16 protein-coding genes are annotated in these 14,310 nt (G+C 59.5%); 9 read left to right on the forward strand and 7 right to left on the reverse strand.

Annotated elements, in window-relative coordinates; translation table 11 throughout:
• From AAIH70_RS10775 to AAIH70_RS10785, 3 genes are read right to left on the reverse strand one after another with little or no spacing between them, the layout of a single operon-like run.
• Positions 1–786 (reverse strand): anti-sigma factor family protein, encoded by a 786-nt coding sequence (locus AAIH70_RS10775; protein ID WP_132272228.1) that lies wholly within the window; start codon positions 784–786, stop codon positions 1–3.
• Positions 783–1,361: an RNA polymerase sigma factor gene (locus AAIH70_RS10780; protein ID WP_132272229.1), complete on the reverse strand. Its 579-nt coding sequence runs from the start codon at positions 1,359–1,361 to the stop codon at positions 783–785. The genes AAIH70_RS10775 and AAIH70_RS10780 overlap by 4 nt, the downstream gene beginning before the upstream one ends.
• A complete protein-coding gene (locus AAIH70_RS10785) occupies positions 1,345–1,725 on the reverse strand; it encodes a COG4315 family predicted lipoprotein (protein ID WP_132272230.1) in 381 nt (126 codons plus the stop codon). Before AAIH70_RS10785 ends, AAIH70_RS10780 begins: the two co-directional genes overlap by 17 nt.
• Positions 1,726–1,904: 179 nt before the next feature.
• On the opposite strand from AAIH70_RS10785, the gene AAIH70_RS10790 reads away from it, so the two are divergent.
• A complete protein-coding gene (locus AAIH70_RS10790) occupies positions 1,905–2,774 on the forward strand; it encodes an aldose 1-epimerase family protein (RefSeq protein ID WP_132272231.1) in 870 nt (289 codons plus the stop codon).
• A 114-nt stretch (positions 2,775–2,888) separates the two neighbouring features.
• A complete protein-coding gene (locus AAIH70_RS10795) occupies positions 2,889–4,013 on the forward strand; it encodes an ATP-dependent DNA helicase (RefSeq protein ID WP_430034019.1) in 1,125 nt (374 codons plus the stop codon).
• Between the two features lie 2 nt (positions 4,014–4,015).
• Here AAIH70_RS10795 and AAIH70_RS10800 read toward each other — a convergent pair whose 3' ends face one another.
• On the reverse strand, positions 4,016–4,705 hold the full coding sequence (locus tag AAIH70_RS10800) for a MerR family transcriptional regulator (RefSeq protein WP_132272233.1): 690 nt from the start codon (positions 4,703–4,705) through the stop codon (positions 4,016–4,018).
• Between the two features lie 295 nt (positions 4,706–5,000).
• Between AAIH70_RS10800 and AAIH70_RS10805 the strand changes: the two genes are divergently transcribed.
• Positions 5,001–5,753: a pyridoxine 5'-phosphate synthase gene (locus AAIH70_RS10805; RefSeq protein WP_132272234.1), complete on the forward strand. Its 753-nt coding sequence runs from the start codon at positions 5,001–5,003 to the stop codon at positions 5,751–5,753.
• An 88-nt stretch (positions 5,754–5,841) separates the two neighbouring features.
• Entirely contained in the window at positions 5,842–7,104 is a 1,263-nt protein-coding gene (locus tag AAIH70_RS10810; protein ID WP_132272235.1) for an NAD(P)/FAD-dependent oxidoreductase, read from the forward strand.
• A gap of 14 nt (positions 7,105–7,118) precedes the next feature.
• Here the strand turns inward: AAIH70_RS10810 and AAIH70_RS10815 are convergent, their stop codons facing one another.
• Positions 7,119–7,808 (reverse strand): aspartate/glutamate racemase family protein, encoded by a 690-nt coding sequence (locus tag AAIH70_RS10815; protein WP_430034022.1) that lies wholly within the window; start codon positions 7,806–7,808, stop codon positions 7,119–7,121.
• 72 nt (positions 7,809–7,880) lie between these two features.
• The gene (locus AAIH70_RS10820) at positions 7,881–8,765 is read right to left on the reverse strand and encodes an SDR family oxidoreductase (RefSeq protein ID WP_132272237.1); all 885 of its coding nucleotides are present in this window, start codon (positions 8,763–8,765) and stop codon (positions 7,881–7,883) included.
• A gap of 140 nt (positions 8,766–8,905) precedes the next feature.
• Between AAIH70_RS10820 and AAIH70_RS10825 the strand changes: the two genes are divergently transcribed.
• The 3 genes from AAIH70_RS10825 (at position 8,906) to ilvC (ending at position 11,210) form a co-directional block, all read left to right on the forward strand.
• A complete protein-coding gene (locus AAIH70_RS10825) occupies positions 8,906–9,307 on the forward strand; it encodes a winged helix-turn-helix transcriptional regulator (RefSeq protein ID WP_132272238.1) in 402 nt (133 codons plus the stop codon).
• A gap of 151 nt (positions 9,308–9,458) precedes the next feature.
• Complete coding sequence (locus AAIH70_RS10830) at positions 9,459–10,118, forward strand: TetR/AcrR family transcriptional regulator (RefSeq protein ID WP_132272239.1); 660 nt, start codon at positions 9,459–9,461, stop codon at positions 10,116–10,118.
• A 72-nt stretch (positions 10,119–10,190) separates the two neighbouring features.
• Positions 10,191–11,210 (forward strand): ketol-acid reductoisomerase, encoded by a 1,020-nt coding sequence (gene ilvC / locus AAIH70_RS10835; protein WP_132272240.1) that lies wholly within the window; start codon positions 10,191–10,193, stop codon positions 11,208–11,210.
• Positions 11,211–11,290: 80 nt separating this feature from the next.
• Here ilvC and AAIH70_RS10840 read toward each other — a convergent pair whose 3' ends face one another.
• Positions 11,291–11,743, reverse strand: coding sequence for an RbsD/FucU family protein (locus AAIH70_RS10840; protein WP_132272241.1), 453 nt, complete (start codon positions 11,741–11,743; stop codon positions 11,291–11,293).
• Positions 11,744–11,929: 186 nt separating this feature from the next.
• Here AAIH70_RS10840 and AAIH70_RS10845 point away from each other — a divergent pair, with 186 nt between their 5' ends.
• Both AAIH70_RS10845 and AAIH70_RS10850 read left to right on the forward strand, forming a co-directional pair.
• Positions 11,930–13,174 (forward strand): PLP-dependent aminotransferase family protein, encoded by a 1,245-nt coding sequence (locus AAIH70_RS10845; protein ID WP_132272242.1) that lies wholly within the window; start codon positions 11,930–11,932, stop codon positions 13,172–13,174.
• 146 nt (positions 13,175–13,320) lie between these two features.
• The gene (locus AAIH70_RS10850) at positions 13,321–14,301 is read left to right on the forward strand and encodes an ABC transporter substrate-binding protein (protein ID WP_132272243.1); all 981 of its coding nucleotides are present in this window, start codon (positions 13,321–13,323) and stop codon (positions 14,299–14,301) included.
• Positions 14,302–14,310: the final 9 nt, after the last annotated feature.

A 14,310-nucleotide genomic window follows, 5' to 3' on the forward strand; every position in this document is an offset into this window, starting at 1 on the left:
TCACGAGGGAAATTGCCGGTAACATTCCTCGGCGACCCGGCGCAGCAGATCCCGCGAAATCTCGCCGGTCACGGCATACCCTAACGCGTTATCGATCCAGTAAAACGTTTCGAGCCTGTCGGCAGAAGCGAAGCGGAAACTCGTATTGCGGTTGTCCGCGTTGCGACCAACAAGCACCGTTATGCGCTGACCGAAGCCGTCCTCGTACATGAACATTGCACCCGCGCGGCCATCCACAGGCAAAAGCCGGCCGCCGACCAGCTTGAAACCGAGCGGTTTCAGATCCGGGACCTTCAGTTTGTCGATCGCCAGTCGTTTGCCCAGCCATGTCGCCAGATGTGTTTCCTCGTCTGCAAAAACCTCGACAGGATGCCGGACTTCGCTGGCGTAAACGAGAAAAGCGTTCTTGGACTCCTGTGGCAGGATCTCGCTATCGGTCAGTTCGATCTCGTGGGTATTCAGCAGACGCGGACCCAGATGGCCGACGGCTGCGCCAGCGGCAAATATCAACAGGACGGCGGCAACCATCGCCGGCAATCGGCGGCGGGTACTGAATACCGGTCTGCCGGCGTAGGTCACGAGCGCCTGATCTCCCGGTCGGGAAACGGCTTTGCTGGCAAAGGCTGCACGCAAGGCTTCATTATCGCTCTGCCAGTCGGCGAGCATGGTGGCGGCATCGGGGTTGTCCGCCAGGAACTGTTCGACACGCAGTCTGTCCTCGGCATCGAGAAAGCCGTCGACATAAGCATTGAGATCCGCATCGGTAACAGGCTTGGTGGCGCTCATTGCGGTCTCCGCATTTGAATGACGTTTTCCTGCCGCAGTTTTTCACGCAGCGCATGGCGCGCCCGCGACAGGCGTGACATCACCGTACCGAGTGGGATGTCCAGCATGTCGGCAACCTCCTGATAGCTGTGCCCCTCGACCACGACGAGCATCAGCACCGCCCGGAATTCCGGCGCGAGCGTTTCCAGTGCTGCCATCAGTCTGCGATTTTCGAGGGGGTCTGTGGCCATTTCGGGTTCGGCGGTTGCCGCCGCCTCGTCGATCGGCACCGTCGGATGACGTTGCTGCGTGCGGCGGCGGTTGAGGTGAAGATTGGTCATGATCCGGTATGTCCAGGATTTGAAACTGCCGCCACGCCACTGGTTGCCATGGACAAGCACCTTTTCGACGCAGTCCTGCAGAAGATCTTCGCCCTCGATGTCCGAGCGTGTAAGGCTGCGGGAATAACGACGCAATGCCGGCAGAAGGGCCAGCATGTCGGTCTCCACGGATGTCGATGCCTGATCGACGGCGGAGAAGGCTTTCCCCGCCGCCGATCCGCAATCGCCTTTGGTGTCGTCAGGGTTTCGCGACATCCCACACGCCATTCACGCCATCACCGGTGGTGTCGCCTTCCTTGGTGTCCTTGACCCAGTAGTAAAGCGGCATGCCGTCCTTGGCCCATTGTTTCTGCCCGTCCTTGCGGGTGACGAGCGAGTATGCACCTTCGGCCTTGGCATCGGAAGCGGCCAGAAGCGGCGGCCAGTTGGTGGCGCATTTGTCGTAGCAGTTGGAGGTACCGGACTTGTCGTTCTTGAATGTATAGAGCGTCATGCCCTTCTCGCCGGCAAGCACTTCGCCTTTGGCCGTCTTGACGGTTTTGACCGGGCTGGCGGCGAATGCCGCGGTGGCGAAGATGGTAGCGATCGTCAGGCTGGACAGGAATGTCGGTGTCTTCATCGGTTCTCTCCTCGGGTTAAGGGCGGTTTCCTCTGCCGTCCGATAGACAAGACACCGGTAGGGGCGCGTTTATTCCCGTCAAAGAAAATATTTTAAGACGAGATGCGGCTGGCAACAGCGCGTGGGGCGACTAAGTTCCACAGGAACGAATCGAGAGAGCAGATCTTGAAGGAAGCGCGATGACCCAGCCGGTGCGGATCGGGAATGAATATCTTACCGTCGAGGTTTCGCCGCTTGGCGCCGAGATGCAGAGCATGAAAACGAAGGACGGTCGCGACTGGCTCTGGGATGGTGATTCCGAGTATTGGACCGGCCGCTCGCCAATTCTGTTTCCGATTGTCGGCAAGGCGCCGGATGATCATGTCGAGATCGACGGCCATGTCTATCCGATGGCGCAGCATGGCTTTGCGCGCCGCACCACTTTCGATCTGACCGCTTCGACGCCTTCGATGTGTCGTTTCGAACTGGTGGCATCGGATGTTACGCATGCCGTCTATCCGTTCGATTTTCTGCTGGCGATCGAGCATTCGGTCGAAGGCCGAAAGCTGACCGTGGCCGCGGAGGTGGAGAACCGCGGCGAAGCCGATATGCCCTTCGGCCTCGGCTTCCATCCGGCGTTTCTCTGGCCGCTGCCGGGGGCTGAAGGCAAGCCTCACGAGCTCGTGCTGGACAATGGTGGTGAACCGGCGCTGTCACGGCTTGAGGGTGGCCTTGTTCCTCGCACGCTGCTCGATTCGCCGTTCAAGGCAGGGCGCCTGACGGTTCAGCACTCGATGTTCGAGGCCGATGCGATGATCTTTCCGCAAGGCGCAGGCAACGGCCTGACCTACGGCGTTGAAGGCGGTCCGCAATTGCATTTTACATTCGAGAACTTGCCCAATCTGGCTTTGTGGCAGAAGGTCGGCGCGCCCTTCCTCTGCATCGAGCCATGGCATGGCATGGCCGCCAAGGCCGGTGCCGGTCTGGAACTCTCGGCCCGCCCGTCGACCACCACTCTGGCGCCCGGAGCAAAAGCGAGGTTCGCCTTCACGGTCGAACTGCCGGCCTGATCAGGCGCTTCAAACATCGGTCAGGGGCTGTCCCAAGGTTTTTAGCCCCGCCCATTTGATCCTCTTTCGTTCTTTTCTGTTGCTTTGGCTGTCCGAATCCTGCCAAGTCGCGGCATGCAATTTGCTCCGCAACAGGACGAGGCCCTGAAGGCCGTTTCCGACTGGCTGAAAGCCGGTCGCACGCCGGTTTTCCGGTTGTTTGGTTATGCCGGCACCGGCAAGACCACGCTTGCAAAACACTTTGCCGAGCATGTCGATGGCGATGTGCTGTTTGCGGCTTTCACCGGCAAGGCGGCGCAGGTTCTGCGCTCGCGCGGTGCCAGCAATGCCAAGACGATCCATTCGCTGATCTATCGCCCGCGCGGCGAGGAAGCGGTCGAGGATGAAGATACCGGCAAGACCTCGATCGCGCCGATGTTCTCCATCAATCGTCAGAGCCCGGTTGCCAAGGCGGCACTGATCGTCATCGACGAATGCTCGATGGTGGACGAGGCGCTTGGCCGTGACCTGATGAGTTTTGGCACGCCCATTCTCGTGCTTGGCGATCCTGGCCAGCTGCCGCCGGTCTCGGGCGGCGGTTATTTTACCGAACAGGACCCCGATTACCTGCTGACCGACATTCACCGTCAGGCACGCGACAACCCGGTCATCCAGCTTGCCATGCAGATCCGCGAGGGCAAGGAAATCATGCATGGCGATTACGGTACCGCCAAGGTGATTTCCCGAAACGAGGTCAATCAGGAACTGGTGCTGGAGGCGGATCAGGTTCTGGTCGGCACCAACAAGACCCGCAAGCGCTATAATCAGCGCCTTCGGGAGTTGAAGGGTTTTACCGCCGACTATCCGCAATCGGGTGACAAGCTGGTCTGCCTGCGCAACGATCAGGTCAAGGGCCTGCTCAACGGCTCGTTGTGGCAGGTCATGAGTTCGTCCCGCGAAACCGTCAAGCCCGGCATCAATCTGATGATCCGGCCGGAAGACGACGATATGGACCGCGGCGCAGCCAAGATCAAACTGCTCAAGCAGTCTTTCGAGACCGAAGAGGAAATCCCGTGGTCGACGCGCAAGCGTTACGACGAGTTCGATTACGGTTATGCCCTGACGGTACATAAGGCGCAGGGTTCGCAGTGGAACAATGTCGTTTTGTTCGACGAAAGCTGGGCTTTTCGCGATACCCGTGAGCGCTGGCTCTACACGGCCGTGACGCGTGCAGCCGAAACGCTGACCATCGTGCGATAAACTCAGTTCGGCAACATGCCGGACAGGATTGCCTTTGCCGCCGCCTGATAGCGGTTTGCCGCATCAAGCTTGGTCATGATCGTGTCTTCCAGCCTCTGCAGTTCACCGCTGCAGATGCCGAGCGCCAATGCGAGGCTGCCGCCCTTGTAGCCTTCGGTCATCAGGCCAAGGCAGCGTTTTTCCATGTCGGAGAGCCGAGCCGGCGGCTCTGCTGTCGATAGCGCAGGCATAGGCTCCTCCTCGCTGCTCATGATCGTGCGAATCCGGGTAATTTTTCGAGTGATCAGCGATATTTCGGTGACCAGCCGTCTGCGATGGGTGGATAGGCAATCCCGAAACAGTTCATCGGCCTCCAACTGCGATTGCGTCAGGCTCAACCGTTCCATCAGGTCTTGAATATCGGCGAGCGTCATGCCGATTTCGCGACACGTATTGATGACCATCATGCGCATCACGCAGCCGGTGTCATAGATCCGCATCGTGCCTGTGCGTTCGGGGATAAGAAGGTTCTTTTCCTCGTAGAAATGCAGCGTGCGATGGGTGACGCCGAACAGATCCGCCATTTCGGCAATCGGTAGCGGTTGAGCCGGCAGGGCATCGATACCCGCCAGATGCGGCAGGAAACCGGCCGGGAAGGCCGACAGATGGGCTGGCACCTGCAGGGTGCCAAAAAGATCGAGACTTTCTCGCATGATGCTCCTTTGTCGCGCGAGACTGGTGCCGGCTTTGCACGGTCACCATTCAATCCCTCCCTGCTTCCCTCGAATCACCGAGGCGCAGCTTTTATGAGCAGATGGTGACATTTTCACCATCCGTAGTGAATCCTCACTCTCCATCCATAATAAGTTGTATTTTCTGTATTCTTCGCGCAGGCATCAATCGTGCTGCACGCGCGTTTTTGTCAAAAAACGTTGTGTGTGACGACGGATGGCTTAAAGCTCGCAAACGTTAAATGCCTTTGTGACCATCCCGTGGGGACGCCTGCTCATGCCGACTACGCTTTCCGTGAACGTCAATGCCATTGCCATGCTACGCAATCGCCGCGATCTGCCGTGGCCGAGCCTGGAACATCTCGGTCGGATCGCGTTGCAGGCGGGTGCGAGCGGACTGACCGTGCATCCGCGTCCCGACCAGCGGCATATCCGCTTTTCCGACCTGCCGGTTCTCCGCGCCTTGATCGATGACGAGTTTCCGCAGGCGGAATTCAATATCGAAGGTTATCCCAGCGAGGATTTTCTGGCGCTGTGCGAGCGTACCGAGCCGGAGCAGGTGACGTTGGTGCCTGACGACCCGGCACAGGCCACTTCGGATCACGGTTTCGACTTTCGTGCCGATCAGGAGATGTTGAAGCGGGTGGTTGGCCGGCTAAAGAGCAAGGGCATGCGGGTATCGTTGTTCGCGGATGGTGACGGCGATGTCGAGGCGGTGCGGCTGGCCAAATCGACAGGCGCTGACCGTATCGAGCTTTACACCGGTCCTTATGGCGGCTGTTACGAAGACGCGGCTGCCGGCGCTGCCATTCTGGAAAAGCTTGGGCAGACGGCGGATGCCGCAATCGCCGAGGGGCTTTCCGTCAATGCAGGGCATGACCTGACCGTGGCGAACCTTCCGGCACTGGTGAAGCGCATTCCGAAACTGGCGGAAGTCTCGATCGGCCATGGCCTGACGTCGGATGCGCTGGAGTTCGGCATGGCGGAAACCGTGCGGCGCTTCCGGCGCGCCTGCGGGCAGACAATCTGACGCAGTTTTCAAATTGACGATTATCAGTAAATAACCATATTGCGTCGCAGCATCCATATTGTCGATGCGTTTCCCGGAAGGAATGGTTGTGACTGAACATCGTGTTGTCGTCGTCGGCGGTGGCTTTGCAGGCCTGCAGCTTGTGCATTCTCTCAAAGGTGCTCCGGTCAAGATCACCCTCGTCGACCGACGCAATCATCACCTTTTCCAGCCGCTGCTCTATCAGGTCGCGACGACGGTTCTAGCGACTTCTGAAATCGCATGGCCAATCCGCCGCCTTTATCGCGATCGCCCGGATGTGACGACACTGCTGGACGAAGTGCTTGGTGTCGACCGCGCCAGCCGGACGGTGCAGCTGAAATCCGGCGAAGTGCTGGAATACGATACGCTGGTTCTGGCCACCGGTGCCCGCCACGCCTATTTCGGTCGCGACGACTGGGAAAGCGTGGCGCCCGGTCTGAAGACGCTGGAGGATGCGACCACACTGCGTCGCCGCGTGCTTCTGGCGTTCGAGCGTGCCGAACTGACCAACCGCACCGCCGAACTGGATGCGCAACTGACCTTCGCCATTATCGGCGCCGGCCCGACCGGAGTTGAAATGGCCGGCATGATCGCCGAACTGGCGCATCAGGTCCTGCCGTCGGAATTCCGCAAGATCGATACCAAGCGTACCCGCGTGCTTCTGGTCGAGGCCGGCCCGCGTGTGCTTCCGGCGTTTTCCGAGGATCTTTCGGCCTATGCTAAGTCGGCGCTGGAAAAGCTCGGCGTCGAAGTGCTGACCGGCAAGCCGGTGACGGCGATCACCGAGGATGGCGTGACGATCGGCGACACGTTCGTTCCGGCCCGCACCGTGATGTGGGCGGCCGGCGTTCAGGCGTCTCCGGCGGCAAAATGGCTGGATATCGAGGCCGACCGGGCAGGGCGTGCAGTCGTTGGTCCCGATCTCGCCATTGCCGACGATGCGAACATTTTTGTTCTCGGCGACACAGCGCTTGTCCTGCAGGACGGCAAGCCGGTGCCGGGCATTGCGCCGGCGGCAAAGCAGCAGGGCGCTTATGTCGCCAAACTTCTTCACGCGCGTCTTGCCGGCAAGCCGGTGCCGGGACCGTTCCGCTATCGCCATCAGGGAAGTCTGGCGACCATCGGCCGCCGTGCCGCCGTGATCGATTTCGGCAAGTTCAAGCTGAAGGGTGGGCTTGCCTGGTGGATCTGGGGGCTTGCCCACATCTACTTCCTGATCGGCAATCGCTCTCGCCTTGCGGTCGCATGGAGCTGGATGTGGACGCATATGTCGGGCCTGCACAGCGCCCGGCTGATCACCCAGAAGGAAACGCTGAAAGATGAATCCTGAGGCGGTTTACGCGTTTACGTGAGCGAAAAATCCACGGCCGCCTGTGCATGCACGGCGGCCGAATCTATTCCGGGAAGCGGCAGTTGCTTGGGGTCGAGCAGAAGGCAGATCTCCGTGCAGCCGAGTATGACGCTGTCGGCTCCGGACGCCTTTGCCTTGTCGATCATGCCGAGGGCTGTTTCGCGTGAGCTTTCCCTGACCGTGCCGGCACACAGTTCGTTGAAGATGATGTCGTGGATTGCGGTGCGGTCGTCCGGTTCAGGTGTCATGACGTCGATGCCGAGGGACGTCATGCGATCAGTATAAAAGCCATGCTCCATCGTGTAACGGGTGGCGAGCAGAAGCGGACGGCGCAGGCCTTGTGCGGCAAGCGCTTCGGCAGTTTCATCGATGATATGAATGAGCGGGATATCGACGGCCGCAGCCACCTGCGGGGCGACGAGATGCGTGGTGTTGGTACAGATCAGCACGCAGGCGGCACCCGCCGCCTGAAGTCGTCTGGCGCTTGTCGATAGCGCATCGGCGGCCAGATCCCAGCGGCCGCTTTTCTGCATATCGACGATGTCTGCGAAATTTACCGAATGCATCATCAGGTCTGCCGAAGCAAAGCCGCCCATGCGGTCGCGCACCATCTCATTGATCAGCCGGTAATAGACTTCCGTGCTTTCAAAGCTCATGCCGCCGATCAGGCCGATGGTGCGCATTCATGTCTCCGTGAAAAGTGAGATTAGCTGCGACACGCTCTAGTCTCACTTCCACATTCTGGCAATCGCGGCTTAGCCAACCAGCGCGGCGCGGCTTTCCTCAAAGAATGCCTGCAGCGATTGCGGGTCGCGGCCGGTCAGCGCCTTGAAATCGCCGGTGACGAGGTCGAAATTGCCGGCGGCGACGTTGGCGTCTGCCGAGGCCAGCATGCGCACCACAAAATCCGGCAGGCCTGCGGCTGCCATGCCGGCGGCGAGCTGCTCGCCATTCACCTGTACCACGTCCAGAGGTTTTCCTGCAGCCTTGGAAACGATGGCTGCGATCTGATCGGCGTTGAGTGATTGCGAGCCGGTAAGGGTGAGCGTCTGGTTACCGGCAGGCGGGTTGGCGAGTGCGGCGGCGGCGGCGCGGGCGCAGTCGTCACGGGAGATATTGGCAACCTTGCCTTCGCCGGTCGCGGTGAACCATTTTCCGCCCTCAAGATTGTGCGGCATGCTCATCAGGTAATTGTCGTGATACCAGGCATTGCGCAGGATGGTGTAGCTGAGGCCGCTTGCCTTGATGGCTTCTTCGGTGCCGAGATGGTCGGGCGCGAAGCTCACCAGCGATTTGTCCGGGTTCGGCATCGACGTGTAAAGCACATGGCTCACGCCTGCCTTTTTGGCCGCGTTGACGGCATTGCTGTGCTGTTGCAGACGCGCCCCGGGAACGGCCAGTTCGTCGGTGGAAATGATCAGCACGCGCTCAACGCCGGTAAAGGCGGCTTCCAGCCCCGCTTCATCGGTGAAATCCGCCTTGCGGGCCTCGATGCCGAGTGCGGCCAGATCGGCCAGCTTGGAGGTGTCGCGGCTGGCTGCGACAATGTCTGCTGCCGGAACTTGCACAGTCTCCAGAAGGTGGCGGATGACGGCGCGGCCGAGTTGGCCATTGGCGCCGGTGACGAGAAGCTTTGCCATGAATGTTTCCTTATCCCTGATGTCTTCCTGAATGGAAGATATGTCGCTCTCAAAAAGAGACCAGGGATAGAATAGGAATTGACGTGCTTCTGTAAAGAAGGCAGTTTTTGGGGAGATCGTTACCTAAAGGGAACCACCTCATGAATACCAATGTCCGCGTTCCACAATTTGCCGGCAAGGAATGCGACATGTCCAACTGGGATGCCGGCAATTGCCCGGTGCGTGATGTCATCAACCAGATTTCCGGAAAGTGGTCGACGCTTCTGCTGCAGGCCCTGGCGGAGCGGCCCTATCGGTTTGGCGAGTTGCGGCGGCTGGTGCCGGATATTTCGCAGCGCATGCTGACCCAGACGCTGCGTGAATTGCAGCGGGACGGCTATATCGACCGCGAGGTCTTTCCCACCAAGCCGCCAAGTGTCGAATACCGGATGACGGAGCTCGGCATGTCGCTATTTCGGCCGCTGTCGCTGGTGCTCGATTGGGCGCAGGCCAATCATACGGCAGTGAAGGCGGCACGGGTGAAGTTCGATTCCGAGCTATAGGTCGCCGGCATTTGAATGCTGCCGAACTGGCTACAGTCAATTTTCAGGGAATTTGTTGCGCACATCCTCTTGACGACGCAATAAGCCGCAAGTACGAAGAACCGTACCGTACGGTACCTATTCCGTACGTCGCCGTTTTGAGGAAAACATCGTGCCCGCTGACACCGCCACATCGGCAAAGTTTACGCCGCGCCAGAGCGCCGTTCTGGCCGAGGCACTGCGTCTTCTCGTCGAAGGTGGAGACAAGGCGCTGACGACCTCCGGTCTGGCGCGGGCTGCCAACTGTTCCAAGGAAAGCCTGTACAAATGGTTCGGTGACCGCGACGGTCTGCTGGCAGCAATGATTTCGTTCCAGCAGAGCAAGGTGCGCACGGCGGATCGCAGCGGCGAGCGCCTGAGCACGGACGCTCTGCGCGAACATCTCGAGATTTTTGCGCGTGATCTGCTGGAAGTTCTGGCCGGCGATGTTTCGCTGGCGCTGAACCGGCTGGCGATCGGGCAGTCGAGCCGCGATGGCTCCAAGCTTGGAAAGATGTTGCTCGAGCATGGTCGTCGTGAAATCGACCGTCGGGCGAGGGCGCTGATCGACACCGGAAAGCGCTCCGGCCTGCTGCGTTTTCACGATGCCGACGAGGCTTACCATACATTTTACGGTCTGGTCGTTTCCGACCTGCATGTGCGCATGCTGCTCGGCGAGTCAGGCCTCAAGGACAATGGCCGGCAGGCGCAAAAGGCTGTCGAGGCCTTTCTCCTCCTGCACGGAACCAACAAGGATACCGTGGAGGCCGTTCGTGCCTCCTCGGCGCGATAACAACCTTAGTCACACGCCGGATGCCTGATGGACCGGCAGAACAAACCGCTCGCATAGGGAAGGAATTTTAGGATGCGCGTTTATTACGATCGTGATGCCGACATCAACCTCATCAAGTCCAAGAAGGTCGCCATCATCGGCTACGGTTCCCAGGGTCGCGCGCACGCGCTGAACCTGAAGGATTCCGGCGCCCAGAACATGGCGATCGCTCTGAAGGCCGGTTCGGCAACCGCCAAGAAGGCTGAAGCCGATGGCTTCAAGGTCATGACGGTTGCTGAAGCGGCCGGTTGGGCCGACCTTATGATGATGGCAACGCCTGACGAACTGCAGGCCGACATCTACCGCGACGAAATTGCCGCCAATATCCGCGACGGTGCCACCATCGCATTCGCGCACGGCCTCAACGTGCATTTCGGCCTGATCGAGCCGAAGGCTTCGATCGATGTCGTCATGATCGCACCGAAGGGCCCGGGCCACACGGTTCGCGGCGAATACCAGAAGGGCGGCGGCGTTCCTTGCCTCGTTGCCATCCACCAGAACGCTTCGGGCAATGCGCTTGAACTGGCTCTGTCCTACGCCTGCGGCGTTGGTGGCGGCCGTTCGGGCATCATCGAGACGACGTTCAAGGAAGAGTGCGAAACCGATCTTTTCGGCGAGCAGGTCGTTCTGTGCGGCGGTCTGGTCGAGCTGATCCGCGCCGGCTTCGAAACGCTGGTCGAAGGCGGTTACGCCCCGGAAATGGCCTATTTCGAGTGCCTGCACGAAGTGAAGCTGATCGTCGACCTGATCTATGAAGGCGGCATCGCCAACATGAACTACTCGATCTCGAACACAGCCGAGTGGGGCGAATACGTCACCGGCCCGCGCATCATCACTGCCGAAACCAAGGCTGAAATGAAGCGCGTTCTGACCGATATCCAGACCGGCAAGTTCACCTCGGACTGGATGCAGGAATACCGTGCCGGCGGCGCCCGCTTCAAGGGTATCCGTCGCCTCAACGACAGCCACCAGATCGAGGAAGTCGGCACCAAGCTGCGCGCCATGATGCCCTGGATCGGCAAGAACAAGCTGGTCGACAAGGCCGTCAACTAAACGGCTAATGCCTGGTCGACCGTTGTGATCGACTGACAGAAAATGCCGCGCAGGGAAACCTTTGCGCGGCGTCTTGCGTTTCAGGCCTTGGGTGGAACAACACCCTTGGTGAGAATAAAGCAGCCGTAAAAACGGGTTTCCCCGGTCGCGATGACGCAATAGGCCTGTTTGGCCTTTTCGTAGAATGCGAAGCGCTCGATGCCGTACATCGGTGCTGAGTGACCTTCCGCCGCATCGATTTGCGACTGAACTTCGCGCTGGATCTCCGGGATGGTGTCGGGTTCGCCGATCACCTCCATGCGCCCGACCGATGGCTGCAACGGAGTGTCGAGCGGCAGGACCGACAGGATGGCCTGCATGGCGCGTTCGGCCGAAACATTGTCGATCCGCAGCAGGCGCCCCAGCGTCGTTTGCCGTGCGATCGAATCGGATGGAAAATTGGTATCGGCCAGTACGAGTGCGTCGCCATGGCCCATGGATCTGAGAGCATGAAGGACGTCGGCATTGAGCGCGGGGTCCAGGTTTTTCAGCATGATCTTCCTCCTTGATCATAAGGAGAACCGTGGTGACATACTTGCCGCCGACTGAGAAGCTACGGGTATCCAAGGCGATTTGAAAAAATCAAAAAAATCGCAAAACATCGATAGGTCAGCATTGCTGACCTGTCGGAACTTCTGTAAAGCTAAAGCCAACAAAATTGAAATAAGAGGAAACATCCCGTGCTTGATTGGGAACATATCTTCGCCACGCGTTCCGGCCGCATGAAGGCTTCGGAAATCCGCGAGCTTTTGAAATTGCTGGAACAGCCGGACATCATCTCGTTTGCCGGCGGCATTCCGGATCCGGCGCTGTTTCCGGCGGAAGAATTCAAGGCGGCCTATGCCGATATCTTTTCCGGTGCGCAGGTGAATTCGGCGCTGCAATATTCGGTGAGCGAAGGCTACAAGCCGCTGCGCGACTGGATTGTTGCGGACATGGCCAAGATCGGCATCGACTGTTCGGCCGACAACGTGTTCATCACCTCCGGCTCGCAGCAGGCGCTCGACTATTTCGGCAAGCTGTTTCTGTCGCCGAACGATACGGCGCTGGTCACATGGCCGACCTATCTTGGCGCGCTTTCGGCCTTTAATGCCTATGAACCGCATTACGATCAGCTGTCTCTCAACGGCAACCGCACGCCGGCAGCTTATCGCGAGACGGCATCCAAGGCTGGCGGCGCGGTGAAGTTCGCCTATCTCTCGGCCGACTTCTCAAACCCCACAGGTGAGACGATCGACCTTGCCGGCCGTGAAAAGCTGCTGGCGCTGGCCGACGAACTGGATATCGCCATCCTCGAAGACGCGGCCTATCAGAACCTGCGTTTCGACGGTGAAGCCATCGCGCCGATCCTGGCGCTCGACATTGCGCGCAGCGGCGGCATTGAAAACACCCGCACCATCTATAGCGGCAGTTTTTCGAAAACGCTGGCGCCGGGTCTGCGCGTCGGTTTCGTCGTCGCTGCCATGCCGGTCATCCGCAAGCTGGTTCTGATGAAACAGGCGGCCGACCTGCATTCCTCGACGATCAACCAGATCGCCGTCGAACATGTCGCCTCGCGCGGTTTCGCCGAGCAGGTCGCCAAGATCAAGCGTGTCTACAGTGGTCGTCGCGACGCCATGCTGGCGGCGCTCGAAAAATACATGCCCAAGAACACCAGCTGGACGAAGCCGGAAGGCGGCATGTTCGTCTGGGTGACGTTGCCGGAGGGCATGGACGGCGCCGAGCTGCTGGCGAAATCGCTGGCAACCGAAAAGGTGGCCTTCGTGCCGGGCAAGGCGTTTTTTGCCGATGGCAGCAATGCAAACACGCTGCGCGTCTCGTTCTCCTGCGCCAATGACCAGATGATCGACGAGGGCATCAAGCGCCTTGGCCGTCTGGTTGCCAATGCCTCGGTGACCGATCACGAAAGCCTGCCGATCATCTGATCGACGATCACGATAGATGTCGAGAAAGGGCGGATCCACAGGCGATTCGCCCTTTTTTCGTGACTGTTGCCGTCCGCGGCAAACACTGTCACATGAGTGTCGTTGAATGTGTGTTTAAGCGCGTCAGCTCAAACAGGATGACCCTAATGAAAAAGCTTCTGTCCACCTTTACGGCGCTCGTGGCGCTCGGCTTCGCAGGCGTCGTCAACGCTGCCGATCTGGTGGTCTATACCAGCCAGCCGAATGCCGACGCACAGGCAACCATTGATGGCTTCAAGGCTGCCAATCCGGGCGTCGATGTCGAATGGGTCCGCGACGGAACCCCGCAGATCATGGCAAAGCTGAACGCCGAACTTGCTGCCGGCAACCCGGTTGCCGACGTTCTGCTGATCGCCGACACGGTCACCTTCGAGCGGATGAAGGCTGCCGGCCAGCTGCTCGCCTACAAGTCGCCGGAAGCCAAGAATTTCGATGCCTCGCTTTATGACGCTGACGGCTTCTATTATTCGACCAAGCTGATCACCACCGGCATCATGTACAACACGCAGGCTGCCATGAAGCCGGAAAGCTGGGCCGATCTTGCCAAGCCGGAAGCCAAGGGCCTCGTCACCATGCCGAGCCCGGTTGCTTCGGGTGCTGCTCTCATCCACGCCCAGACACTTGCCGGTGTCGAAGGTCTCGGCTGGGACTACTACAAGGACCTCAAGGCCAACGGCGCTGTTGCAGCCGGCGGTAACGGCGGCGTGCTGAAGGCAGTCGCTTCTGGCGAAAAGGCTTACGGCGTCGTCGTCGATTATATGCCGATCCGCGAGAAGGCCAAGGGCGCGCCGGTCGAGTTCGTTTTCCCGAAGGAAGGCGTTTCCGCCGTCACCGAGCCGGCGGCAATCCTGTCCTCGACCAAACATCAGGACAACGCCAAAAAGTTCATGGACTATCTGCTGTCGGAAAACGGCCAGAAGATTGCCGCCGGTCTCGGCTATATCCCGGCCCGTAACGGCATCGACCTGCCGGCCGGTTACCCGGCACGCGACAAGATCAAGGTCCTGCCGCTCAATGCTGCCGATGCGCTCAAGAATTCGGAAAAGGACGTAAAAACCTTCTCCGATATCTTTGGCACCAAGGGCTGATATAAAGCC

The organism is Neorhizobium sp. BT27B, from assembly GCF_050455485.1.
Taxonomy (GTDB): Bacteria; Pseudomonadota; Alphaproteobacteria; order Rhizobiales; family Rhizobiaceae; genus Neorhizobium.

Bases quoted from the DNA above. Each gene is read 5' to 3' on its own strand.
- AAIH70_RS10775 (WP_132272228.1), bottom strand. From the start codon at position 786: ATGAGCGCCACCAAGCCTGTTACCGATGCGGATCTCAATGCTTATGTC.
- AAIH70_RS10780 (WP_132272229.1), bottom strand. From the start codon at position 1,361: ATGTCGCGAAACCCTGACGACACCAAAGGCGATTGCGGATCGGCGGCG.
- AAIH70_RS10785 (WP_132272230.1), bottom strand. From the start codon at position 1,725: ATGAAGACACCGACATTCCTGTCCAGCCTGACGATCGCTACCATCTTC.
- AAIH70_RS10790 (WP_132272231.1), top strand. From the start codon at position 1,905: ATGACCCAGCCGGTGCGGATCGGGAATGAATATCTTACCGTCGAGGTT.
- AAIH70_RS10795 (WP_430034019.1), top strand. From the start codon at position 2,889: ATGCAATTTGCTCCGCAACAGGACGAGGCCCTGAAGGCCGTTTCCGAC.
- AAIH70_RS10800 (WP_132272233.1), bottom strand. From the start codon at position 4,705: ATGCGAGAAAGTCTCGATCTTTTTGGCACCCTGCAGGTGCCAGCCCAT.
- AAIH70_RS10805 (WP_132272234.1), top strand. From the start codon at position 5,001: ATGCCGACTACGCTTTCCGTGAACGTCAATGCCATTGCCATGCTACGC.
- AAIH70_RS10815 (WP_430034022.1), bottom strand. From the start codon at position 7,808: ATGCGCACCATCGGCCTGATCGGCGGCATGAGCTTTGAAAGCACGGAA.
- AAIH70_RS10820 (WP_132272237.1), bottom strand. From the start codon at position 8,765: ATGGCAAAGCTTCTCGTCACCGGCGCCAATGGCCAACTCGGCCGCGCC.
- AAIH70_RS10825 (WP_132272238.1), top strand. From the start codon at position 8,906: ATGAATACCAATGTCCGCGTTCCACAATTTGCCGGCAAGGAATGCGAC.
- ilvC (WP_132272240.1), top strand. From the start codon at position 10,191: ATGCGCGTTTATTACGATCGTGATGCCGACATCAACCTCATCAAGTCC.
- AAIH70_RS10840 (WP_132272241.1), bottom strand. From the start codon at position 11,743: ATGCTGAAAAACCTGGACCCCGCGCTCAATGCCGACGTCCTTCATGCT.
- AAIH70_RS10850 (WP_132272243.1), top strand. From the start codon at position 13,321: ATGAAAAAGCTTCTGTCCACCTTTACGGCGCTCGTGGCGCTCGGCTTC.